We start from the raw sequence: 23,928 nt of genomic DNA, 5'->3' as shown, positions 1-23,928 counted from the left end.
AGCGGTTAACATGCCTGCCTGTCACGCAGGAGATCGCGGGTTCGATTCCCGTCGGGACCGTCTGTAAGAGTCTGTAGCAATTAAGCTATCAGACTTTTTTATTTGCTTGAAAAGTGATACATTTAAAGATGGATAAGTTTACGTATACTATTATGTACGCGAAACGGAGGGGCATTAAAATGGTTAAGAAAATTGTTGTTGTGGATGATGAAAAACCGATTGCAGATATATTGGAATTTAACTTAGAAAAAGAAGGTTACGAGGTCTACTCAGCCTATGACGGTAACGATGCTTTGGAATTAATTATGGAGACAGTCCCAGATTTAGTACTTTTAGATATTATGCTCCCAGGCATGGATGGTATGGAAATCTGCCGCGAGGTACGTAAAAAGCATGACATGCCGATTATTATGCTCACTGCCAAAGATTCTGAAATCGATAAGGTACTTGGTTTAGAACTCGGTGCAGATGATTATGTAACAAAACCCTTTTCTACTCGAGAGCTCATTGCAAGAGTGAAAGTTAATTTGAGAAGAAACAGTGTATCAACTGCTAAGGAAGAAGTGCCAGAAGACAAGAATATTTATATTCGAGATATTACAGTAATTCCCGATTCTTATGCGATTAAAAAGTTCGGTGAAGATATTGATCTAACACACCGTGAATTTGAGTTATTCTTGTATTTAGCTAAACATAAAGCACAAGTGATGACACGTGAACACTTACTTGAAACTGTATGGGGTTATGATTACTTCGGTGACGTTCGTACAGTCGATGTTACCGTACGTCGATTACGCGAAAAAATAGAAGATGACCCGAGTCACCCAGAGTACATTATGACACGTCGTGGTGTTGGTTACTTTATAAAAGGTGATGACTAAATGAGGCAGTTTTTGAAAAACCTAAAATCCTTACAATTTAAACTTGTAATGATCTATATGCTCTTGATCATTATTGGTATGCAAATTATAGGATTGTATTTTACTAACAGCTTAGAGCGGGATTTGGTTGGGAACTTTAAAAACAGCATAGAATCTCAAGTATCGATTATCGATACTAGAATCAAGGAAATCTCGGAAGAGACTGGAGATGATCGGGCTGAAATGTTTAGCCAGATTCAAACGCTCTTAGCTGATTATGGGAACAGACCCGATATCGAAGAGATTCGTTATATCAATGCGGATAATGTGCTTGTAGGTACAAGCCGTATCTCTAATGAATCAATGGTTGGCTCAAGAATAAGTGATGACCTCTCTCAAGATGCCCTGAATTCAGGTATCGCTAACGATGAGATTTTCGTCAATGTAGACAAGGACGACCAACGCGTCTGGATTTTAAATCAACCGCTTATCATCGACGATCAAGTTGTCGGTGTTATTTATGTTGAATCAAATATGGAAAGTGTGTATCAGCAGTTAGAAGCAATCAATAATACCTTTATTATTGCGACATTCTTCTCTCTTGTCATTACAAGTATACTCGGTATTTTTGTGGCGAGAACCATCACTAAGCCAATTACAGATATGAGAAACCAAGCCCTCTTAATGTCCGAAGGGGATTATACATCACGTGTACAAATTTATAGTGATGATGAAATCGGACAATTAGCAGGTAGTTTTAACATCCTTTCTAAGCGTGTTCAAGAAGCCCAGGCGAATACAGAAAGTGAAAAGAAACGTCTCGATTCAGTAATTACACACATGTCTGATGGCATCATTGCGACCGACAGAAAAGGTCGTATTAGAATCGTTAACGATATGGCCATTGGTATGTTGAATCTAAATAAATCACCGTATGAGCTCCAAGGCGATGATATGCTCAATATTCTTAAACTGGGTGAAGACTTAAACTTAGAGAACATCATTCAGGAAGCAAACGAGAGTCATCTGATCTTCATTGATACAACGGATGGCGTTACAACGATTCGAGTGAACTTCTCTACAATCGTTACAGATACTGGATTTATTAATGGTTATATTGCTGTATTGCATGACGTTACAGAACAAGAAAGAATCGATGCAGAACGTCGTGAATTCGTTGCGAACGTATCGCACGAATTACGTACTCCACTGACATCTATGAGCAGTTACTTAGAAGCGTTACAAGAAGGTGCATGGCAGGATGAAAATATCGCACCGAAATTCTTGAGTGTAACGAGAGAAGAGACTGACCGAATGAGTCGCTTGGTTGAAGATCTCTTACAGCTTTCAAGAATGGATAATGATGCAGAAGAAATATCAACAGAAGTCGTCGACTTCAAGTTATTCATTAACCGTATTATCGACCGCTTTGAGATGACACATAAGGATGAAGTTGTTTTCAATCGTCACATCCCTGACGCACCGTTATTTACAGATATCGCTGTCGATAAGATGGGTCAGGTATTAGATAACGTCCTTTCCAATGCAATTAAGTATCAGCATGGAAGTCCGAAACGTGTCGATATTCATTTAAAACAGAATACCCTATATAATCGCATGACTGTACGTATTAAAGACTACGGTCTAGGTATCCCATCAAATAAAGTAGAACGTATCTTTGATAGGTTCTACCGTGTCGATAAAGCACGTGCGCGTAAAATGGGTGGTACGGGTCTTGGACTCGCAATCACTAAGGAAATTGTTGAAGCACACAACGGTAAAATTTGGGCGAACAGTGTAGAAAATGAAGGGACAACAATCTTTATCAACTTACCTTGTGAAGTGATAGAGGAGGATGAGTGGGATGTATAAAGGCATATTCAAATCAGTCCTCCTCATTGTACTTGTCTTAACTAGTGTCGTTTTGACCTACAGGGTATGGAGTTACGAACCAGAGTTTTCAGAAATAGATACAACACTTGAAGGCACTACAAATATTGGTCAAGGTGAACGTGTTACATTTGAACAAGTCATGAGTACTTATCAGATGGTCAAGGTTAGTGGTGATGAAGTTAAAGGAACCACAGAACCTGAGACTTTAATTGAGGTTAGAGAACATTTAGATGGCTCCAATGTGACGAGTATGAACATCTATAACTCTATTAATAACCTGAGCGTTCGTGGTGAAGAGACACAGGAAGAAGAGTTTTTAATCATTGATTATTTTTCAGATGTACCCTCTAAGTCGCTATTTCAGATGCTGGGTTTAAATCATGATGAGACGATAGCTGAATTCTCCTTTGATCGTATTGTTGTAGATATGAAAGAAGAAAATGTTGTTTTCAATTTACTAGACGAAAGTCGCTCTAGAGTTGCCGTTGTCGAAACGGATATTAGTGCAGACTTCTTACAAGGTCTCGTAGATGACCATGAAGAAAACTTTGAGGATTATACTGCAATCATTACCAATCAAAATACGTCAAACAACATGACAGCGATATATGGACCTTCTTCCCCTGGTAGCTTAAATGTAGAGAGATTTATGATTTCACAGATCAATGTGGACGTTATGAACAGGGTTATGTTTATGGATCAACCTGTAGAAAGTCCATCTTCAGGAGAGACTTCGATTTATGAAAGTGAGAATAGTATTGCAACGTTTAATCCAGAAACCTTTGAGTATAACTATACAAACTTAAACGAAGCGACAACTGCGAGTGATAACGAGCATAAAACAATTCAAGATATATATTATTTCTTAAACTCTCATAACGGCTTAGCTCAAAATAATCTCTTATTTGAATATAATCCAGAAGAAAATTCAGCAACCTATCGATTTACCCTACATGGACGAGTGATTTTTAGTAATTCACTCTCATCATCTACTACGGTTAAATACGGAAATAATTCAGTGTACGAATATTCCATACCATTGATTCGTACGGCTGCTAAAGTTTCAGATGGTGGAGAAGTTGAACTATACGATATAGAGAACGTCCGTTATCAAATTGCATTAGATGACAACTTAGATTTACAAAAGGTTTCCAAAATTGTCCTAGGTTATGATATGACTTATGCAAACGATGATACTGATTTTGAATTTATTGATTATACACCACAGTGGTATGTTAAATACGACGGTACATGGATGAAATTTAATGAAGGAGACTTATCATAATGGATTGGAAATTAACAAAATCTATTTTCCTAGCCGCCTTTATCGTCATCAACCTTGTTTTAATCTATATGATATATAATGAATCAAATGAAGAAGTCAGCCGTCTATCAAAGCAGTCAGATGTTTTATCGAAAACGAATATAGATACATCCGTACTCGAAGATTATGAAAGTAGAGAGATGCAGATGATCGTTGGAGAACCTGCAGATATTAAGACTGAAGACGCTAATTCAGCAGATGATTCGACAAATAATCAAACCACTGTACCAGTAGATGAAGATGTGGCATTTACACGCGGTGGACTTGAGGAATTTAAAAACAATTCGGTTTACAAAGGCGAAGCGTATCATTATGATGAAGTAATGAGTGAATCTGACGCAGTCGTCTTCAACCAAATGTATGAGGATTATCCAATTTTCTCTAACGAACTTGCTAGGTTATACTTCAGTGAAGAACCAATGACGGTGTCACAAGGTTATATAGAAAGTATAAAACCAAGTGACTATTCTGTTAAGCAAACTGTTAGAAATCCCAATGTCATTATTGAAGAATTGTATATGAACGAAGATATTACTGGTAATGCAGTAATAGAAAGTGCAAAACTGGGTTACTACATCATACTAGAAGAAAATAATCAGGTGATGATGAGACCAAAATGGCAGTTCGAAATCACAGATGGTGATATTGAGCGCATATTATATGTAGATGCACTAAGTCAGACAGAAGATATTATTGAGAGAGAGTGAAGCACATGAAGATGAGCGTATTAGCAAGTGGCTCAACTGGAAACAGTACATTCATAGAATCAACTGAAGGCAGTGTACTCGTTGATGTTGGACTATCGTGTAAAAAAACGGATGAAACGCTCCATCAAATTGGCAAATCACTCCAAGATGTTGATGCTGTATTTATTACACATGAGCATGTAGATCATATTAAAGGTTTAAAAGTGATTGCTAAAAAGTACGATATTCCAATCTATGCCAATGAGAAAACATGGCAGGCCATAGAACGTAAGGATATTATTGTTAATCCCGAAAAGAAATTCTTGTTTAATCCAATGGAAGAAAAAGATATCTTAGGAATGAATATTCAATCGTTTAACGTGTCACATGATGCGATTGATCCACAGTTCTATACTTTCTCTAAAGAGAACAAGAAAATCTCATTGATTACAGATACAGGCTACGTATCAGACACAATGAAAGGTATTATCAAAGAAAGTGATATCTTTGTCTTTGAGTCCAACCATGACGTTGATATGCTTCGTATGGGGCGTTATCCATGGAATACTAAACAAAGAATCCTGTCAGACGTTGGTCACGTTTCAAACGAAGACGCTGCCCATGCTATGAAAGACGTTATTACTGACAGTACAAAACGCATTTATTTAGGACATTTGAGCTTGGATAATAACATTAAAGAACTCGCACGTATGAGTGTTGAACAGATTTTAAATCAGTATGACATCGATACTCATAACGGTGTAATGATATGCGATACAGATAAAGCTGTACCGACAGAACTGTATCAAGTATAGAAGATAGCCAGATTATAGGAGACTGTAATCTGGCTATTATTTTAGCGAATAAACAAGTTATCCACAGAGATAATAAAAACTGTGGGTAAATGCGTTTATAATGTGGAAAAAGATGTGGAATTCAAAAAAATGAATAAGAAAATAGGGTTTCGCCCCAAAAAAATGGCGAAAACAAAGGGTTTTTGGTAGAAAAGTTATGCACAGGTTGTGGATAAGTGCTTGATAACTCATAAAATTACAGTGTATATGCGTTATTTTCCACAGTTTTGTATAATAGAAAATAATGATGAAAGATAGGTGAAAACGTGAAGATTACGTTGATTACGGTTGGGAAATTAAAAGAAAAATATTGGGTTGAAGCGGTAAAAGAATACAAAAAACGTATAAGTAAATATGCAAAAATAGATGTGATTGAAGTCACAGATGAAAAAGAACCGAATAATGCGAGTGAGAAAGATATAGAGCTGATTAAAGATAAAGAAGCAGAGAGAATTTTATCGAAAATAAAAGACAATCAACATGTCGTGACGATGGAGATTAGAGGGAAACAATTTACGAGTGAAGGATTCGCAGAAGAATATCAAAAATGGATGAATGTAGGAAAAAGTGACGTTGTATTTGTGATCGGTGGCAGTAATGGGATTGGTGAATCAGTGAAGAAAAGAAGTAACCAAGAAATCAGCTTCGGTTCCCTCACCTACCCTCACCAGATGATGAAGGTGATGTTGATGGAACAGATATTTAGAGTGAATAAGATATTGAGGAATGAAGCTTATCACCGTTGATGAGGTTTTGGGATTTTGATATATAAACCAATTATTAATTACTATACTTTTTGATTCTCAAGTAAACCAATCTCTAGTTAGGATACAAATGGAATATATCCTGATATCTTCTCAGTTTTAAAGCTTATGAGGAAATAAAAATAAGAACTTTGATATAGCTCGTTGTGTATAATGAAGCTAAGTATTTATGAAAGACAATAAAAAGGTGGAGGTCCCTATAGATGTACGATTGCTCTAAGGAGTTCAACATGTTTTACCGGAAGAAGGTTGTTCTATCAGCGGTGGAACAGAATGAGCTAAGAAAAAGACGGAAGCTGAACATTAGAAGACTGAAAGATGGTCTGGCGGAATACAACCAGGAGAAAAGGAAGAACTATAAAATCGCCGAGGAAAGAATACAGGGTAGCATGGCTATGCATACCATCACACAGAATGACGATAATGATTATGATATCGATGTGGGCATCGTGTTTGAATCAGATGACCTCGACAGTTTGGGGGCTCAGTCCACCCGGAATATGGTGGCAGATGCACTGGAGAGAAAGACCAAGCAACTTTTAGTACCCCCTGAGGTCAAGACAAGCTGTGTACGGCTGAAATACAGCTCTTCCGGCTACCACATGGATTTTGCAATATTCCAGAGGTATAAGACGTCCTCATGGAACAATGAATACATCTATGAACATGCAGGCTCAGAATGGTCGGTTAGACACATCAAGGCACTGGAGGAGTGGTTCACTGACCAAGTGAAGCAATCAGGAGATGATTTACGGAAGGTCATAAGACTGTCCAAGATGTTCTGTAAGTCGAGAGATTCGTGGGCTAACATGCCGAGTGGTCTCATTCAGACCGTCCTATGTGATGAGAAGTTTGCCGAGGACTATTCCCGGCTGGATGAGAAATTCTATTACACCATGCAGGCTATCGTAAACCGCCTGAACCTCTCTCTCGACGTTAGTGCGCCGATCGATAACGGTAGAGCACTAGTGACCCGAAATGTCGATTATCAGAGAATAAGGAACATGAGGAGACGTCTGAAGTCGAATCTGGACAAGCTGGAGATTCTCTTTGATGATGCTTGCACGCATCAAGATGCTGTGAAAGTTTGGTCTGAGTTCTTCAATCATTCCTACTGGGAAGAACTTTATTCGTCATCACAAAACAAAAACTTCAGAGAGAGTAAGGCACCTGAGTTTGATGACACCGAGCAGTTTATCAATGAACTGTATCCAGTCAATGAACAATACGATGTGACGATTGACTGCAAGGTATCCGGCAACGGCTTCTCAGTCATGCCGATTAATGAGTTCTTGGACAGATTGCCACAACAGCTCAAAAAATTCATTCCCTATAACTTCACCATTAAATGCAGACTCGGAGAGACCAACTGTTCGCACTACGACAAGATTTTGTGGAAGGTGTTGAATGTCGGTAGCGAAGCTGAGCAACGTAACTGCATAAGGGGGCAGATACAAGACAACAGAGGGACTGAAATCACTGAGAGCTCAGATTTTGCGGGTTTGCACTATATCGAATGCTATCTGGTTAAGAATGGCGTATGCGTAGGTATCGGACATGTGGATGTCCCTATAGGAGGCACTAGAAGTGAGAGAGTATAGCTACCCAAAAAAAGTAGGGAAAACGACAGTTCTACTGTTACTGTTACTGTTATTTACAAAACTGATCCATCATTATATCGGAACCGGAGCTACGTTCGGTCTAACGATGGTTTCTTTGTTTGTAGGTGTTCTGATTCCAGAAGCATATAAGAGCATCATTGATTTAACTGATAACAGTAACTGGAAGACGACGCAAAGAGCACTGAAAAAAGCAGGGATGATAAATGACGATACGACCATCAGAATCTCATTCGCCTATCTATATAGAATCAAGGTCGACGGTAAGTATTTCTTGGTACAGAACAGAAGGTCAGAGAAATACCAGCCCGTGGGCGGTGCCTATAAGTTTAAGTCGGAGGAAGCGGATTATCTGGCACGTTATATCCCAGCTGAAGATGATGACCGCATCCCGGTGGATGAAGTTACCAAAAAAGACTACAGACTACTGATAAAGAATAAAGACCTCAGAAAGTTCATCAGACGATTCGATAAGACGTCGTACCGAGAGAATATCGATGACCTCAGCAGGGAGTTCATCGAGGAGATATTCCACTCAGGTATATTAGACAGGGAGGCGTTTGGCGATTTAACCTACAGATATTCCGGCAGACACATGACAGACGTGAAATACGGCCGTGTGTTCGACCACTATGAACTGCTTCTAGCCGATATCATTGAAGTCCGTCTGACAGCTAGACAAGAGACGCTGTTCAGAAATCTCATGCATCAGGACTCTGACAAATATTTCTTTGCGACAGCGGATAAGATTAATTCTCATGGTGTAGAATATGGAACTCAGAAACTCGTGGATAACATTGCTAACCACACGCCAAAAATCCTGAGGGAGAATACGGATGAGCTGTTGATGAGAAACAAACATCAGAAGCCTGTCACAATCAAGCTCTAAACCAAACCTCATGAAGCGCAGCAAAAAATGTACCACAGACGTGCATAAACAGAGAGAAGTAAGGATAGCTTGTGAATAGAAAGTGCTAGTTTTTAGCATCTCTTTTAAGAATTGTCCATAGGATATGAGTATTAAATTACTTAAGATTTGTGATGTAGAAACAACTTTAGTGTAGACTTGACTATTAAATTTCTACATAGTCTAGGAGATATAATTTATATGAGATTTATATTGATATAATGTTAGTAATATAATTAAGAGGTGATACAATGTTGCCTGATAAAATTTATAGAAAGATTGCTGAAGAATTTATTGGAGATTATGATGATAGCTTATTCAGCTATAAAACTGGCAATCAGTTAGTAGAGTTCTTCAATCAATATTTCAATACATCTACTGAATACGGACCTGGCTTCCCTTCACGATGGTATTATGTAGCAAAAAAATTGAAAGAATTAGACGAGGAAGGGATTTTGAATGATTTCTTTAAAGTCATATTGTCAAAAGACTATATTTTGACATTTGATGAAATATCTCATTCAAATATTGAAGAAGAAATAGAGTTAAAAAGAAGGCGCCTAAACTTAATACTTACTCCATATTCTATAGACATCCAATTACATAACAACAAAATTTTCTTGGTATATAGAGATAGGGATTTAAAGCTAATTGATTCAGGTGGTTTTGCAGAAGTCTATGAAATAAGGGGCTTAAATAGAGCAAAAAAAATTTTAAAATATGAAGAAAAGATTGAACAAAGTTCGCGGTCCAGATTTAAAAGAGAATATGATATTTTAGAATCATTACAAGATTTTACTCATGTCGTTAAGGTGAGTAATTACAATCCTACTGAGTGTTCTTATGAAATGGAGTTAGCAGAATCCAATCTAAAGGACTTTATACAAGGCAACGATGTTAATCACCGGAAGAAATTATGGATAATTCGTCATGTAGTGGAAACTATGTCTCATGTTCATAATCGAGATATTATTCATAGAGATATTAGCCCAACTAATATATTACTTATTAATCGAGTTATAAAAATTTGTGATTTTGGTATAGGGAAGGAGCTTGATCAATATTATTCCCATAATACTATGATGACCAAAAATTTTGGACAATTTGATTACTCTCCGCCAGAACAGCTTAGAGGGTTAAAAAATGCTGAGAAACAGTCGGATGTTTATAGTCTTGGTAAACTCATCAATTTCATATTCAATCACGATCCATCAAATTACAATCATGAACTGAAGTTTATATGTAAAAAATCAACGGCGCAAAAACCTAGTAATCGTTATTCGAATGCAGGTGAACTACTTAGTGCAATTAAAAAATTCTATCAAGACAAAAATGATGTTAGTAGAAACGAAAGAATTAAATCAAAGTTAAAGAAGATGACTATAGATAAAGAGGTCTGTGAATTTATCATCAACTTATCTGAGGACAATTTAGAAGATTTCATGGACCAAACAATTTACTCAAATAGAGCGGTTATCAAAGTAATTGAAATGGAGCCTCAATTTGTTGGAGAGATTCTGGAGAAGCTTCATAGTATCGTTTACAGGAATTTCGAAATTCTATTTGACACATATGATAAATACGCTAATATTGCTCATTACACACTCGTACAGAATAATTTTGAAGTTGAGTATGACGAACAAGTATTGGCAGCAGAAATAGTTAACTTTGTTGCTAAAGATGTTAACCGTTTCTCTGTACAAGAAGATTTGGAGAATTTACTGTATATGTCTCATATAGATGAGAATATAAAAGACATACTCAGGCAAAATTAATAGAAGGAATTTAATCGGAACGGAGGGAATACGTGAGTGATAAATTGTCAGATGCTATGAAAAATGTTGCTGATCAATTAACACAATATATTAATTTGGATTATCCATTGGTTGAAGTTACTGAGGTTATTTCAACAACTTCAAATATAGGTAGATTATTTATAACTGGTGCTCAATTTGCATCACAAAAACGGTTTGAACTTTTCTTAAAAGGATTAAATAATGGAGAAGAAATTTCAGAAATACAACTTGTTAAATTGAAAGACTATGTCAGTAATGAGAAAAGGGCACAATTCATATGTGAGCAGTTCGATAAAGTTATCAGATCTAACTCAGTAAAAGCTTCTATGATGATGGGAGTTATCCTACACGATACAGTGAATAAAAACGAAGACCCATCTCTTCAAAAACTTATTACTATTAATGCATTAAGTCAACTCTATGATGAAGATATTAATAATTTAGAATATATTTACGAGCGATTTTTCCAAGGATTTCGAAATAAGATAACTTTATATTAAGAAAGTTATGACCGTCAGATGTGGGTTAAATATTTTCAAAGAAATACTCAACACTCAAGTGGATTAGAATATACATTTGAAAAATCTATGAGCTTACAATTGTTTAAAGAAGAAAATGATACAGCCAAGGTAAGAATACATGAGGCATATGGTTTTTTGAAAAACCAGAATTCGCATTGGAAATCACCTCTCCGGGAAAAGAAATTTTACGATTGGTAAAAATAATCAATGAATACAAGTAGAAAGATGTCTGAAAAAAACCTCATCATAGACTGATACGCTGAAGCTTATCACCGTTGATGCGTGTTAATTATAATTTATGTTTAATGAATATAGACCTAATATCTGATTGATATTAGGTCTTTTTTTATATTTACAATTTATTAGCCATTAATTCTGCTTGTTCGACTACATTATCCACTGTAATTTTTTAAAGTTTAGGTGAGTATTCATTACTTGAACAATCATAATAAATAAAAAGATTTGTATAAGTACTAAGTTTAGTCAGTTGGTATATCTTTGCCTGTATTACCTGAACTAATCGAAATACGATTCCAGGTATTCACTTGATTTATGAGCAAAACAAAATCAATATATTCTTTTTCTGACAAGTACTTTCTTACATCTAGGTACTCTGTATCAGAAATTCTATTTTCTGAAATTATAGTTACTTTTTTTGCAAAGTTTAAAAGTGTTTTTTCTTTCTCACTAAATAATTTATTATCCGTATTTAGTTTCAAAATACAGTCAATACGATTCTGATCAATTTTCTTCTTAGTAGCTTCTTTATAATGCATCTCAATACAATATGAGCAACCATTTAAAAGAGAAATATACAGTTTTACTAATGGTATAAATTTTCTATCTAACTTAATTTTATTTACATATCTTTCCTGTTGGATGACATTCTCCATACCGTCAGGGGCTACCTTAAAGTAATTAATTCTATTCTTTAAGTTCATTAAACTACCGACTTTTATAGTACCTTTGGATAAAATCTTCCCCATTCTCCCACTCCTAACTGCAACACTTGTTGAACTTTTGACTATAGAGTATATTTAAATTAATTGTATTTCAATACTTTGCCTTGAAGTTCAACATAATTTGATTTTTGTTGCTAGGAGATGAATAAAATAAAGTATTCTAACAATCCATCAGTTAAAAACTCTCAGCTATGGCTTTATGAAAGTTTAATTGAACTTATGAAAGATCAATCTTTTGAGAAAATAACAATTTCTGAAATAACAAAAAACGCAGATCTAGATAGAACAACATTCTACAGAAATTATGATTCAAAACTAGATATTCTCAATTACGGAATAAATTTAATAAAAACAAAGTATGTAAATAGATTGAAGTATGCAAATAAGTTAAATATGAAATATTTATCTAGGGAATTCTTTTCAATTTGTTTAGAAGAAATTGAGTTTCTGAAATTAATTAACCTACATAACTTAACCCCATTCTTATTACTTCAATTCAATCAGTTATTACCTGATATACATTTAGAAGTTAAAGAAAAGTTTAATTTTCGAATAGAAGATACTCATATGGTATATGCTTTATATTACAATACAGGAGGATTTTTAAATATTTTAATGAAGTGGATTGAAGATGGTTGTGATGCATCTATTGACGAACTAGTCGCAAGCTTCTTAGAAATTTGTAGATTTAATATATCAGATTGAGTGATATCATAAGTAAAACCATATCAGGGACTGGTACTCCTGAGAAATTGTTATTCATCAGTCTCAATTTGAATGATTTTAGTGAGTTCTTACTTGCTTAAACTTTTCAGTCATTTAATGTTTCCTGTGGCAGTATGGATGATTCAGGTTAAGATATGATATTATTAAAAAGATGCTTTAGCAGCATAATTCATCACACCCATGACAATTCAAAATTAAGGAAGAGAGTGGTTATTTGTTTGATGAAAATGAGAGAATCATCTTATCAGTCATTGTTTTTGTGTACTTCATATTATTGATTTTGCTGGCTCTGTATATCAACCGAAAGACGAAAACATATGAGGATTATAATGTTGCCGGCAGAACTGTTTCATTCTTCCCTTTAATCCTGACTTTCATCGGCACCGGCGTCGGGGGATCGACCTTGCTCGGCTACATGGAGAATGGTTACAGCCTCGGGATGGGCCAGCAGTGGATACATATTACTATGTTTATGTGCGTCATCATTTTTGCATTGTTTGTCCTCAATCGTGTCCGAAGTCTTGGAGAGACTTATAAGATGGTCACAATCGGTGACTATACCGCACTGCGTTATGGTGAGAAGGCGCGCATACCGACAGTCATCAGTATACTATTTTCATATTGTGCGATGACCGGTATGCAGTTTGTCGCCATCGCGACGATATTGAACGTGACTCTCGACCTGGATGTTACGCTTGGAATTATCATCGGCTGGGTACTGCTCACGCTTAAAACTTATTTCGGCGGACTGAAGACCGTCATCTGGCAGGATACTTTCCATGGAATTATTCTTGTGCTCGGTGTTGTCCTGCTGTTTGCATCAGTATTGATAGCTGCAGGAGGCTGGGGTTCGATTGCGGACCGGGCCGCATCTGCCGGTGAAGGCGATATGCTCAGCGTGATGAATATTACACCGGGTGAGATAATGATTTATCTTCTCACGCTTGCAGTCTTCCAATTTGTCAGGCAGGATCTCTGGCAGCGGGTCTGGGCAGCCGACAGTATAAAAATAGCAGGCAGCGGATATATTATTTCCATGATCGTCGCGGTAACGATCGGTGCGGTTGCTGTCGCCATCGGCGTACTCAGCCGCTACGGCCTCGAGCTTGGAAATATTGATCCAGTTCTCGTCTATTACGGAGTCGTAGGTGAAGTATTCCCTTTTCCGCTGGTCGTCTTTATGATTGTCCTGCTGCTCGCAGCCGTCATATCCAGTGCGGACTCTTTCCTTCTGGCAGGGTCGTCTTCGCTCGTCAATGATATCATCAGACCGAACTTTTCACACCACGGTGATAAAATGATGCTGTTATGGAGCAGGTTGTCGGTATTGATTATATCCGTCATTGCGCTTGTGCTGGCACTTACCATTCCTGGAATTGTCAATCTGATGGTGACCGGCACGGCGATGACAGTCTCAGGTTTGTTTGCACCGGTAATCTTAGGCATGTTCTGGAAAAAGGTGACGACGGCTGCTGGTCTTGCTTCCATGTGGAGCGGACTGATTATCGCCGTCCTCTGGCAGATTGCAGGACATCCTTTCGGTCTGCATCCCATCTTCATCGGGCTGCCGGTGTCTGTGATTATACTGCTTGCAGTGACATTCATCACAAATGGTAAAGAAACAGCCAAAGCATAAAAATTAAATGCAATCAAAATAGCAATATCATTAATTGATAGACAAAGGGTTCAGTGTTTGAGATCATCATCTCGAACACTGAACCCTGTTTTTAATGACCTGTGTCTGTTCCTTGCTGTAATTTTTAGATGGTTATTTACTCTCCTTACGTTTACTTCGCCAGTAACCGTAAGAAATCCAAATGGCTGCGAGCGTCGTCATCCAGGCTGTAAACAGGATGATGTCGTTAAAGATAGACTGATGGGCTGCTTTTTTAGCGAAAAACATTCTGGGTCGGTTCATAGTGACCAATCGTTTCACGTGTTCGTCCATATTCATGACGACCAGATGAAATTTTATGCTGTTTTGTGGTTATCTCACAAAGATAATCAATATAATGGTAAAATTTTCGAAGTGGCAGCAGGAAGAGTCGCTGAGAACTTCTTTGGTTCTAACTAAGGCTACTGGGATAAAGATCTTACAGTAGAAAAATTATTTGAAAATGAAGAAGCTATTCTAAATCAAGATGGATATAAGAGTTTAGAAAATACTGTTGATTTATCGAAATGAATGACTGAATATAACACGGGCTGGTAGTATATATACGAAGATACCAAGGTTTGAAAATTACATTTAAAGTCGTTAGACTACATTAATTTAGAAGGATTATTCTGAAAACTCAAAGTGACATTCAATCAAATTGTTAAACGTCCGCATCGAAAAATGATAAGCCGAAGTGTATCATAAGTAATCCAGGAACTAGATTTGATTAGGACAAGAAAACTTGTTATAAACTCACCGCCCTAAATTGTTAGAATGGTGAGTTAAGTATCAAGACACAATGAAATTTCTCAAATTATAAGTCTTTAAATTTTATCTTATCACTTTCTCTATTTTTATTTATCAAATCCTCTATATATAATCCCATAAGTACTACAACTTGAAATAGGATTAAAATAGCACCAAAAGTGAGTGACACTAAATGGTATAGATAGAGCTGTAGAAGCTATCAAAATAAGGCTTGGTAAATCCATTTATTCATCTGTTTGTTTTTAACAAAATAAACTTCTAAATGGCCGAAAGATATACCTATTAATAAATATACTATTATATAATTATTCACTTTCTGAACCCTGATTTCTTTTTTGACATTGGAATGAATAATTAAATTTTCTCTGTCTGCAGAAAAATGATTTATATAAGCGAAAACCTGAGTCTCAGCTGTTAATGTTTTTTTGTGAGTTTTGACTTCATCCTCGCTTACCGGGATATTAATAAGCAATTCAGCCCTTATAACCTTCGTACTTGGGGATCGGGGACATAAGTTCTCAAAAGTTATTATTTTTTCTGGAGATATTTATGTCCCAGCCTCAATATGAAAACACAACGTAAAATTGAGATGTACCTATGAATCATTCAGCTTAATACTTATCGAGTTCCAGCATTTCTCTAAACGTTTCACCGTTATAATCTCTTCTAAAAATGCCGCGTTTTTGCATTTCCGGAATGACTAAGTCGACGAAGTCTTCAAGACTTCCTGGGAGTGTTGGAGGCATCAAGTTAAATCCATCTGCGGCACCTTCATTCATCCATCTTTCTAATTCATCGACAATTTCTTCAGGCGTGCCAATGAGTGTTAAATGTCCACCTCCAGCGTTGAGATAACCGAGTAGTTCTCTGACTGTGGGATTTCTGTCTTCTATAATTTCTAAAACAGTTTGATAACGTCCAACAGGTCCTTTGAATTCTTCGACTGGCGGCAATTTTGGTACTTTTTCGTCGAGTTTCCATGATTTTGTATCTTGCTGAATAAAGAATTCGAGCTGATTAAGTGCAGTATCAATTGGAAGTAGGTTGTCTAATTTTGCTTTCTTTTCTTGCGCTTCTTCTCTTGTTTTACCCACGTAAGTCACTAGTCCCGGAAATACTTTGATATAGTTGTCTGGACGACGGCTTTCTTTTATGGCTTGATTTAATTTTTCACGATAAATATTTGCTTGTCTTAAATTCCAAGAAACTGAATAGACAGCATCAGCATATTTCGCAGCCAGTGCAACACCTTCTTTTGAAGCCCCGGCTTGCATAGCCACTGGTTTACCCTCTTTTCTTAAAGGTAAAGTTAGCGGACCTTTAACTTGGAAGTTTTCACCATTGTGATTGAATGGCTGAATATTCTTATTTTTAGTAATTGTGTTATTTTCTTTATCTGGCTTGTAGCTTTCAATTGACCACGATTCAAATAATTTATTCATGACTTCAGCAAATTCATCCGCTTTCTTATAACGAACGGCTCTCTCAGGCAATTCAGGTATACTGTGGTTTTGTGCTTCGCGGTCGGTCATTGAAGTCACCAGATTCCATCCCATGCGTCCTTTTGTTATGTGTTGCAGTGTGAGTAACTGTCTTGCTGTGGTAAATGGGTTATTAAATGTACTTGAAATAGTTGAAACAAGTCCAACGTTATCTGTGACTTTACTCATAGCAGTTAATGCAATCATTGGGTCAAAATAACTCGCTGGTAATTCAGTTGGACTATCTGCGGGGAAGGCTTGTGAATCTGCGAAAAATACGGCATCAAATTTTCCGCGTTCTGCAATTTTTGCCAGATTTTCATAATATTCAATTGTCGTGAATTCATTGACACTCGAATCGTCTTCTAACCATGCTGCCTGATGGTGACCCACACCATACAATAAAATTCCTATATTTAACTGTTTAGAATTATTCATAATATATACCGCCTAGTTCATAGTAAGTCCGCCGTCTACCGTGATGTTTTGCCCTGTAACCCCATCTGCTGCCTCAGAACAAAGATAAACAACCATATTAGCAACGTCTTGTGGGGTTGTTACTTTTCTCAATGGTGTGGACTGTGCGATTAAATCAAATACTTCTGGTGTTGTGACTGCACTTGCGTCTGTTGTTTTCAGTAAACCGCCAGAAACAACATTTGCTCGGATACCATACTGTCCAAGTTCTGCTGCAACGTTTCTGGTGAACCCAATTAAAGCAGCTTTTGCAGTGGTGTACTCGTGATATGGTACTACAGGATTTTGATATAGATTAGTTCCAATACTAATAATTGCACCGTCTTTACGTTCTAAAAACTGTGGTATTACACTTTGTGATACGTTGAATGCAGCTTTTAGTGTCCCGTCTAACTGTTGCTCGTAATCTTTATAAGTCAAATCTTTGAATGATTTTTGAGCGGTTGGATCAAATTTAAAGTTAACGAGTGCATTGTTTACAACAACATCAATCTGTCCGAAATGTTCAGTTCCTTTTTTAACTAACTGCTCAACTGCTTCACGGTCTGTAATGTCCGCTTGAATCGCAATGGCTTGTGCTCCAATTTCGTTTTTTAACTTCTCTGATTCTTCTTTACTGTTGTTGTAGTTAATTATGACATTAAAACCTTTTTCACTTAGTGCTTTTACGATATAGCTACCAAGTCCTCTTCCACTTCCCGTTACTAAAACTGTCCTTGTCAAATAAATCACTCCTATAATTTTTTAGAATAAAAAAATACGCAGCCTTCATAGGAAAGTTACGTACCGAGAGTAAATTATATGCCCGCAAAGACATAGATATACAACTGTATCGATGTAACACTTTCCTACGCCAGTTTTAACTGGATCAGGTTCAAAGGGTCTGAGGTTACCCTCATCTCAGTTTATAAAAACGCCCCTAGTGCGAATCTATTCTATTTAACATCATTGTATTACTTTACGAAGATACGTCAAGTAAATCACAAATTATGTGAATAGGAACAAACACAATTCAAATTCAATTCTGTAACTGTACTGCTATCTAGTTCTTATATGATTGAGTAAATGTTAAAAGATAGTTATCAGTATAATTAAAATATAATTTTATTTGCAATATTTAACTTTTTAGAGTAACTTGAAGTTATTGATTGGAAAATTAAATAGTTAAGACCACTGGAAGTGTCTTTGAAAAAGGCTGAGATTAAAGTGTAGACTTTGGGATTCCGGGAACCTGATACAGTTCATACTGGCGTAGGAAAGTGGCGAAAGTAATATGTGTTGATGCATACTTGCGCTGTTTTTCTATATAGAAAAACAGCGCTTTTTTATATTAAGGGGTGACATAATGCTTATTGCAATTACACATTTTAAGATATTAATTTCCAAGGACATTGTTCATTTCAATACGATTTCATCCTGTATCGATTATCTTTTACTTCGTACACCCATGTCCGACAACGAGTTATCATCTTTCCTTTGTCAGCTTATTCAATCAGGTTTCCCTAAAGAAAAAATCATCATTCACACTTCGACTAAATTGCTGGAATCTTTTCGTTTAACTGCCATCCACTTTAGAGAAAACGATCCAACTGCATTAACGTATAAAAAAGAACATCCGGATATTTCAGTCAGCATGTCTGCTCATTCATCTGAATCTGTCAAGAAAGCACAGGACAATCATCTCGACTTTGTATTATACGGGCATATATTTGAATCGAGTTCAAAGAAATCTTTGCCGCCGCGTACACATCAAGAAGTACGTGATGCACTTTCTTATGAAATTCCGGTCGTTGCACTTGGCGGTATCAATTTAACAACTATCAATCAATTACCGGCAGGTTTCAGTGGTATCTCGGCAATTTCTGCATTTATGGATGCATCACCCAATCAAATCACCAGATTAAAAGAAGAATGGCAAATATTAAATTTGATGTAAGTAAATGCTCCATTGCTTAGACACTATAACTTGGTTAATATATTTCCCAGCTGTCGCAGTACTTAAAAAACTCTCATTTGAAAGGATGAAACAATATGCAGTGCACCGTCAACGGAGAACTCCATTATTTTGAAAAGGATATTACCATAGCTACCCTGCTGGACCACCTGGATGTAGATGATAATCGTATTGTAGTGGAACACAATGGGGAATTGATAAAAAAAATTGTATTTAAACAACAAGCAGTGAAAAATAATGATCGACTTGAATTATTAGAATTTGTAGGAGGCGGATAATATGTTAGAAATTGGAGATTTAAAATTTAACTCAAGGCTATTTTTAGGTACTGGAAAGTTCTCAGATGAGAAAATACAGGCCGCTGCAATTGAAGCGTCAGGTACAGAAGTGCTGACTTTCGCTGTCAGACGTATGAACTTATTTGATAAAGACCTGCCCAACCCGCTGGCAAATATTGATTTAAGAAAATACACGACATTTCCGAATACAGCAGGGGCGAAAACAGTGGAAGAAACTGTACGCATCGCAGAAATCGCAAGACATGCGGGTGTCTGTGACATGATTAAAGTTGAGGTTATTGGTGATGATAAGACATTACTGCCTGACCCAATTGCGACATACGAAGCGTGTCAAATACTGCTGGACAAAGGTTATACAGTCTGTCCATATATTTCAAACGATGTCGTGCTTGCAAAAAGACTCGAAAGACTTGGTGTTCATGCAATCATGCCGCTCGCTTCTCCTATAGGTACGGGACGCGGTATTAATAATCCATTGAATTTAAGATATATTGTAGAACAATCCAGCATCCCTGTTATTGTGGATGCAGGAATCGGTTCACCCAAAGATGCGTGCTATGCTATGGAGCTGGGTGCAGATGCGGTATTATTAAACACCGCTGTATCGAATGCCAAAGACCCGGTTAAAATGGCAGAAGCGATGAAGCTTTCAATTGATGCAGGGGTACTGGGTTATGATGCAGGACGTATTCCGGTTAGGTATTCTGCACAGGCCTCAAGTCCTGCTGAAGGACTGGAGTTTCTTTAATGGAGAGATACGACAGACAAATGAAGTTTAATGAATTTGGAGAGAATAGTCAAAAAAATCTGATGTCAGCCACACTGATGGTGATGGGCGCCGGTGCACTTGGAACACACGTTTCTGAAATGCTTGTGCGTATGGGTGCAGGTAAACTCATCATCATTGATATGGATATTGTTGAAATGACCAACCTGCATCGTCAGGCTTTATATACTGAAAAAGATGCAGAAGATATGACGCTGAAAGTTAATGCTGCCAAAGAAAAATTGTGTCAGATAAACCGTAATGTTGAGATTGTACCGATCAATGCAGAAATAAATTCCAGTAACATCTCCGCAATCTTAAGAAAGTATCAGCCGGATATTGTAATTGACAGTATGGATCATTTTGAAATTCGATTTCTGATTAATGAAGCCTGTCATAAGCTTGATATCCCCTGGGTATATGGTGCTGCTGTAGGCAGTAAGGGAAGTGTCTACGGGATTGATTTTAAAGGACCTTGTTTAAAGTGTTTGATGGAGACTCTGCCATCGACAGGGGAAAGCTGTGCAATCAACGGTGTGCTTCCTCCTGTAATTTCCCTCATTGCCAGTATGGAAGTTTCTGAAGTCATTCGTTATTTATCAGGAAAAGGTTTTTCCAAGCAGCTCATTACTGTAGATACTTTTAAAATCGGCTTTCAAACGATAAATATAGATGAATTAAAGAATGAAGACTGTGTGGTCTGTAAGAATCGGATATATGAACAGTTGAATAAAAATATGCTGGCCACTGTACAATCTAATTGCGGAAGTGTATATACACTCAGGTTCGACGAATCGGTTTTCAATCAGGAGCTGCCCGGTAAAATTATCAGGGCAAGTGCGTTTGTTAAGTTATTGACTTATAAAAAATATAAGCTGACCTTATTTAAAGATGGCAGAATGAATGTTCATGGCATCTCTCGAAAAGAAGAAGCCAATGCTTTATATCAAGAAATGATTGAGAAACTGAGTGAATATCCTGTATAAAAATATAGTGTGAACTATCTCAAATAGATGAGTTTTTATGGTGTTTTAGAAATAGTAGACTAAGAATTAAAAAGGCATCAGTTATTTCTATAGGGTGTTGAATTAGGTGAAGATACGGTCATCAGAAGGAACTATTTATTACAAATTTCGGTGGAACGTTAAGAGAAAACCTCATCAAAAAACGATACGCCGAGAGTTACCACAAATAACCCGTAGTTCAAAGTGATACGTTTTGAAGCTTATCACCGTTGATGCGTGTTAATTATAATTTATGCATAATGAATATAGACTTAATATCTGATTGACATTAGGTCTCTTTTTAGAAATTATAATTCACTAGCCATCAATTCTGCTTAGTCGACTACATTATCTAATGCTAGTTTTGAAGATCAAGTGGATATTCCGTATTTTTTATGTAGTCTTCTTAAAGTAAGTCTCATCCTTACTTGTGAATACTCTCTCTTATGTCAATAAACACTCAAATTTTCTTTGATTATTTTATTCAGTTCATACGCAATTGGTCTTTGGGTGTCGTCGCTCATTACTTCTTTAGCAGAATCATGAGAAGATAGCGTGTCGTTGTTTGTGTTTGTATGGGCAAGAATTTTTGCACTTGCTTACTATTTAGAGCAAAAGTGCAAAATAGTTGGAAGAAGGAGTATAAGAAAGAATTCTATAAAAACTGTCTAAAATACTGTTGACATACCATATGTTTTAAAGATTATGGAGTGGGTATATATTACTATTAAAATCTTTAGGAGGAATTTATTTATGGCAAAAAAAATTGCTGTTGTACTAGATAATTATTTTGAAGACGTTGAATACACAAGTCCAGTTGAGGCTTTAAAAAACGAAGGACATGACATTACTGTAATAGGAAAAGAAACAGGTACAGTAAAAGGTAAGTCTGAAGATACTGAAGTAACAGTAGATAGAGCGATTAGCGATGTAAAACCTGAAGATTTTGACGCATTACTTATCCCAGGGGGATTCTCACCAGATATGTTACGTGGAGATGAAGAAGGTCGTTTTGGGGAATTTACAAAACATTTCGTTCAAAATGAAATGCCTGTATTTGCGATTTGTCATGGACCACAGCTATTAATCGATACAGACTTATTAAAAGGTAAAAAATTAACAAGTTTCTTATCAGTTCGTAAAGATTTGGAAAACGCTGGTGCAACAGTAGTAGATGAATCAGTTGTAGTTTCTGATAACATCGTCACTTCACGTACACCTGATGATTTAGAAGACTTTAACCGTGAATCTGTAAATTTATTAAAATAAGCATTTTTTAAAGAGGAGACTATCAGTCTTCTCTTTAGTTTTATATAAAATAGTCATCATTAACGCAAATGAAGATATTCGTAGTAAGATGATTGATTTTATAAAGATTTATGTTTATAAGTCAAGTTAAGAGGAATATTTTAGTATGCTTGTAAATAATATTTAGAATGGAGTGTTATTTTATGAAAGCAGTCACTTATCAAGGACATAAGAACATGAAGATGGAAAATGTTGAAGATGCTAAGATTATTGAAACAACTGATGCAATTATAAAGATAACAGCATCTGGGATTTGTGGTTCAGACTTACATTTATATCATCAAGGTGATTTATTCATGGAACCTGGTTTTGTAATTGGACATGAACCGATGGGTATTGTTGAAGAGATAGGAAAAGATGTAAAAAAACTAAAGAAAGGAGATCGTGTGGTAATACCTTTTAATATTGGGTGTGGAGAATGTTTCTACTGCAATAACGACATGGAATCTCAGTGTGACAATTCTAATGAAACACCAGCGAACTGGAAATTAGATAATGGTGGACTATTCGGTTTTGGTAATCTTCATGGTAATCACTGGGGAGGACAGGCAGAATACTTAAGAGTACCTCATGCTGACTTTTCTTCATTTAAGGTTCCTGATAACAATCTAAAAGATGAGCAAGTTTTATTCTTATCAGACGTTGTACCTACTGCTTACTGGAGTGTAGAACACTCAGGCGTTAAACCTGGTGATACAGTTATTGTATTAGGTTGTGGCCCTATCGGTTTAATGGCGCAGAAGTTTGCGAAACTAAAAGGTGCAGAGAGAGTAATTGCGATTGACAATGTACAGCATCGTCTTAATCACGCAAAAAAGTACAATGGTGCTGAAGTGTATAACTTTGATGAAGAACAGGAAATAGGTAAACTTCTTAAAGAAAAAACACGAGGTGGCGCAGATGTTGTTATTGATTGTGTAGGGATGGATGGACAGCAATCGAGTCCAGAACAGGAGCTATCTGAGCATTCTCAACAACGTGGAACAATAAGTCCAATACTTACTGCTACTGAATCAGTAAGAAAGTTTGGGACAATACAGCTTACCGGTATATATGGATCACCTGCTGATAATTTCCCTATAGATTTAATATTTAACCGTGATATTACAGTAACAAGTGGACAGGCTCCTGTTATTCATCTAATGCCTAAACTTTACGAGATGATTAAAGATGAAGTATTTGATCCTACAGAAATTATTACACATACTTTCCCACTTGAAAAAGCAGACGAAGCTTACAAAGTATTTGATCAGAAGAAGGATAACAACATTAAAGTTGTATTTAAACCAGAATAGACTATAA

22 protein-coding genes, 1 tRNA gene and 2 riboswitches (1 of these 25 only partly in view) are annotated in these 23,928 nt (G+C 36.6%); of the genes, 19 read left to right on the top strand and 4 right to left on the bottom strand.

Annotated elements, in window-relative coordinates:
• The 11 genes from EYB29_RS01765 to EYB29_RS01715 form a co-directional block, all read left to right on the top strand.
• Positions 1-57, top strand: a tRNA-OTHER gene (locus tag EYB29_RS01765); it begins 16 nt to the left of the window's first position.
• A 122-nt stretch (positions 58-179) separates the two neighbouring features.
• Positions 180-881, top strand: coding sequence for a response regulator YycF (gene yycF / locus EYB29_RS01760; protein WP_026867074.1), 702 nt, complete (start codon positions 180-182; stop codon positions 879-881).
• The gene (gene walK, locus EYB29_RS01755; protein WP_166626394.1) at positions 882-2,732 is read left to right on the top strand and encodes a cell wall metabolism sensor histidine kinase WalK; all 1,851 of its coding nucleotides are present in this window, start codon (positions 882-884) and stop codon (positions 2,730-2,732) included.
• A complete protein-coding gene (locus tag EYB29_RS01750) occupies positions 2,725-4,038 on the top strand; it encodes a YycH family regulatory protein (protein ID WP_166626393.1) in 1,314 nt (437 codons plus the stop codon). Before walK ends, EYB29_RS01750 begins: the two co-directional genes overlap by 8 nt.
• On the top strand, positions 4,038-4,784 hold the full coding sequence (gene yycI / locus EYB29_RS01745; RefSeq protein WP_166626392.1) for a two-component system regulatory protein YycI: 747 nt from the start codon (positions 4,038-4,040) through the stop codon (positions 4,782-4,784). The genes EYB29_RS01750 and yycI overlap by 1 nt, the downstream gene beginning before the upstream one ends.
• A 5-nt stretch (positions 4,785-4,789) precedes the next feature.
• Positions 4,790-5,578, top strand: a complete 789-nt coding sequence (locus tag EYB29_RS01740) for an MBL fold metallo-hydrolase (protein WP_166626391.1) — start codon at positions 4,790-4,792, stop codon at positions 5,576-5,578.
• Between the two features lie 305 nt (positions 5,579-5,883).
• Complete coding sequence (gene rlmH / locus EYB29_RS01735) at positions 5,884-6,363, top strand: 23S rRNA (pseudouridine(1915)-N(3))-methyltransferase RlmH (RefSeq protein WP_166626390.1); 480 nt, start codon at positions 5,884-5,886, stop codon at positions 6,361-6,363.
• A gap of 221 nt (positions 6,364-6,584) precedes the next feature.
• The gene (locus EYB29_RS01730; protein ID WP_166626389.1) at positions 6,585-7,982 is read left to right on the top strand and encodes a nucleotide-binding domain-containing protein; all 1,398 of its coding nucleotides are present in this window, start codon (positions 6,585-6,587) and stop codon (positions 7,980-7,982) included.
• Entirely contained in the window at positions 7,969-8,889 is a 921-nt protein-coding gene (locus tag EYB29_RS01725; protein WP_166626388.1) for an SMODS-associated NUDIX domain-containing protein, read from the top strand. Before EYB29_RS01730 ends, EYB29_RS01725 begins: the two co-directional genes overlap by 14 nt.
• A 269-nt stretch (positions 8,890-9,158) precedes the next feature.
• Entirely contained in the window at positions 9,159-10,682 is a 1,524-nt protein-coding gene (locus tag EYB29_RS01720; protein WP_166626387.1) for a serine/threonine-protein kinase, read from the top strand.
• Between the two features lie 32 nt (positions 10,683-10,714).
• Positions 10,715-11,203 (top strand): hypothetical protein, encoded by a 489-nt coding sequence (locus EYB29_RS01715; RefSeq protein ID WP_166626386.1) that lies wholly within the window; start codon positions 10,715-10,717, stop codon positions 11,201-11,203.
• A 500-nt stretch (positions 11,204-11,703) separates the two neighbouring features.
• On the opposite strand, the gene EYB29_RS01710 is transcribed toward EYB29_RS01715, so the two are convergent.
• Entirely contained in the window at positions 11,704-12,210 is a 507-nt protein-coding gene (locus tag EYB29_RS01710) for a carboxymuconolactone decarboxylase family protein (RefSeq protein ID WP_051220537.1), read from the bottom strand.
• A 195-nt stretch (positions 12,211-12,405) separates the two neighbouring features.
• Between EYB29_RS01710 and EYB29_RS01705 the strand changes: the two genes are divergently transcribed.
• On the top strand, positions 12,406-12,891 hold the full coding sequence (locus tag EYB29_RS01705) for a TetR/AcrR family transcriptional regulator (protein ID WP_166626385.1): 486 nt from the start codon (positions 12,406-12,408) through the stop codon (positions 12,889-12,891).
• Between the two features lie 235 nt (positions 12,892-13,126).
• Positions 13,127-14,548: a sodium:solute symporter family protein gene (locus EYB29_RS01700; protein ID WP_166626384.1), complete on the top strand. Its 1,422-nt coding sequence runs from the start codon at positions 13,127-13,129 to the stop codon at positions 14,546-14,548.
• Positions 14,549-14,680: 132 nt separating this feature from the next.
• Here EYB29_RS01700 and EYB29_RS01695 read toward each other — a convergent pair whose 3' ends face one another.
• The 3 genes from EYB29_RS01695 to EYB29_RS01680 all read right to left on the bottom strand — a co-directional run bounded on the left by EYB29_RS01695 (position 14,681) and on the right by EYB29_RS01680 (position 18,018).
• Entirely contained in the window at positions 14,681-14,830 is a 150-nt protein-coding gene (locus EYB29_RS01695; protein ID WP_166626383.1) for a hypothetical protein, read from the bottom strand.
• Between the two features lie 1,118 nt (positions 14,831-15,948).
• Positions 15,949-17,256 carry an NtaA/DmoA family FMN-dependent monooxygenase gene (locus EYB29_RS01685; RefSeq protein WP_166626381.1) on the bottom strand — a complete coding sequence of 436 codons (1,308 nt, stop codon included), beginning with the start codon at positions 17,254-17,256 and terminating at the stop codon, positions 15,949-15,951.
• A 12-nt stretch (positions 17,257-17,268) separates the two neighbouring features.
• On the bottom strand, positions 17,269-18,018 hold the full coding sequence (locus EYB29_RS01680; protein ID WP_026867267.1) for a 3-oxoacyl-ACP reductase: 750 nt from the start codon (positions 18,016-18,018) through the stop codon (positions 17,269-17,271).
• Positions 18,019-18,123: 105 nt separating this feature from the next.
• Positions 18,124-18,226, bottom strand: a riboswitch (TPP riboswitch).
• 234 nt (positions 18,227-18,460) lie between these two features.
• A riboswitch (TPP riboswitch) is annotated at positions 18,461-18,570 on the top strand.
• Between the two features lie 172 nt (positions 18,571-18,742).
• Here EYB29_RS01680 and EYB29_RS01675 point away from each other — a divergent pair.
• The 6 genes from EYB29_RS01675 (at position 18,743) to EYB29_RS01650 (ending at position 23,921) form a co-directional block, all read left to right on the top strand.
• Positions 18,743-19,231: a thiamine phosphate synthase gene (locus EYB29_RS01675; RefSeq protein WP_240921812.1), complete on the top strand. Its 489-nt coding sequence runs from the start codon at positions 18,743-18,745 to the stop codon at positions 19,229-19,231.
• 95 nt (positions 19,232-19,326) lie between these two features.
• A complete protein-coding gene (thiS, locus tag EYB29_RS01670) occupies positions 19,327-19,527 on the top strand; it encodes a sulfur carrier protein ThiS (RefSeq protein WP_026867269.1) in 201 nt (66 codons plus the stop codon).
• Between the two features lies 1 nt (position 19,528).
• Positions 19,529-20,296, top strand: coding sequence for a thiazole synthase (locus tag EYB29_RS01665; protein ID WP_026867270.1), 768 nt, complete (start codon positions 19,529-19,531; stop codon positions 20,294-20,296).
• Positions 20,296-21,300, top strand: a complete 1,005-nt coding sequence (locus EYB29_RS01660; protein ID WP_166626380.1) for a HesA/MoeB/ThiF family protein — start codon at positions 20,296-20,298, stop codon at positions 21,298-21,300. Before EYB29_RS01665 ends, EYB29_RS01660 begins: the two co-directional genes overlap by 1 nt.
• 771 nt (positions 21,301-22,071) lie before the next feature.
• On the top strand, positions 22,072-22,587 hold the full coding sequence (locus tag EYB29_RS01655) for a type 1 glutamine amidotransferase domain-containing protein (protein ID WP_166626379.1): 516 nt from the start codon (positions 22,072-22,074) through the stop codon (positions 22,585-22,587).
• Positions 22,588-22,769: 182 nt separating this feature from the next.
• Entirely contained in the window at positions 22,770-23,921 is a 1,152-nt protein-coding gene (locus EYB29_RS01650) for a zinc-dependent alcohol dehydrogenase (RefSeq protein WP_026867254.1), read from the top strand.
• Positions 23,922-23,928: the final 7 nt, after the last annotated feature.

This window comes from Jeotgalicoccus sp. S0W5, from assembly GCF_011634875.1.
GTDB lineage: Bacteria > Bacillota > Bacilli > Staphylococcales > Salinicoccaceae > Jeotgalicoccus > Jeotgalicoccus marinus.
The sequence above is the reverse complement of the archived record's forward strand: the minus strand, read 5'-3'. Positions and strand labels throughout refer to the sequence as shown.

Excerpts from the sequence above, each read along its gene's own strand:
- EYB29_RS01730 (WP_166626389.1), top strand. The coding sequence starts at position 6,585 with ATGTACGATTGCTCTAAGGAGTTCAACATGTTTTACCGGAAGAAGGTT.
- EYB29_RS01665 (WP_026867270.1), top strand. The coding sequence starts at position 19,529 with ATGTTAGAAATTGGAGATTTAAAATTTAACTCAAGGCTATTTTTAGGT.
- EYB29_RS01655 (WP_166626379.1), top strand. The coding sequence starts at position 22,072 with ATGGCAAAAAAAATTGCTGTTGTACTAGATAATTATTTTGAAGACGTT.
- EYB29_RS01750 (WP_166626393.1), top strand. The coding sequence starts at position 2,725 with ATGTATAAAGGCATATTCAAATCAGTCCTCCTCATTGTACTTGTCTTA.
- EYB29_RS01685 (WP_166626381.1), bottom strand. The coding sequence starts at position 17,256 with ATGAATAATTCTAAACAGTTAAATATAGGAATTTTATTGTATGGTGTG.
- EYB29_RS01720 (WP_166626387.1), top strand. The coding sequence starts at position 9,159 with ATGTTGCCTGATAAAATTTATAGAAAGATTGCTGAAGAATTTATTGGA.
- walK (WP_166626394.1), top strand. The coding sequence starts at position 882 with ATGAGGCAGTTTTTGAAAAACCTAAAATCCTTACAATTTAAACTTGTA.
- thiS (WP_026867269.1), top strand. The coding sequence starts at position 19,327 with ATGCAGTGCACCGTCAACGGAGAACTCCATTATTTTGAAAAGGATATT.
- EYB29_RS01650 (WP_026867254.1), top strand. The coding sequence starts at position 22,770 with ATGAAAGCAGTCACTTATCAAGGACATAAGAACATGAAGATGGAAAAT.
- EYB29_RS01660 (WP_166626380.1), top strand. The coding sequence starts at position 20,296 with ATGGAGAGATACGACAGACAAATGAAGTTTAATGAATTTGGAGAGAAT.
- EYB29_RS01710 (WP_051220537.1), bottom strand. The coding sequence starts at position 12,210 with ATGGGGAAGATTTTATCCAAAGGTACTATAAAAGTCGGTAGTTTAATG.
- EYB29_RS01675 (WP_240921812.1), top strand. The coding sequence starts at position 18,743 with ATGTCCGACAACGAGTTATCATCTTTCCTTTGTCAGCTTATTCAATCA.
- EYB29_RS01705 (WP_166626385.1), top strand. The coding sequence starts at position 12,406 with ATGAAAGATCAATCTTTTGAGAAAATAACAATTTCTGAAATAACAAAA.
- yycI (WP_166626392.1), top strand. The coding sequence starts at position 4,038 with ATGGATTGGAAATTAACAAAATCTATTTTCCTAGCCGCCTTTATCGTC.
- EYB29_RS01695 (WP_166626383.1), bottom strand. The coding sequence starts at position 14,830 with ATGAACCGACCCAGAATGTTTTTCGCTAAAAAAGCAGCCCATCAGTCT.
- yycF (WP_026867074.1), top strand. The coding sequence starts at position 180 with ATGGTTAAGAAAATTGTTGTTGTGGATGATGAAAAACCGATTGCAGAT.
- EYB29_RS01740 (WP_166626391.1), top strand. The coding sequence starts at position 4,790 with ATGAAGATGAGCGTATTAGCAAGTGGCTCAACTGGAAACAGTACATTC.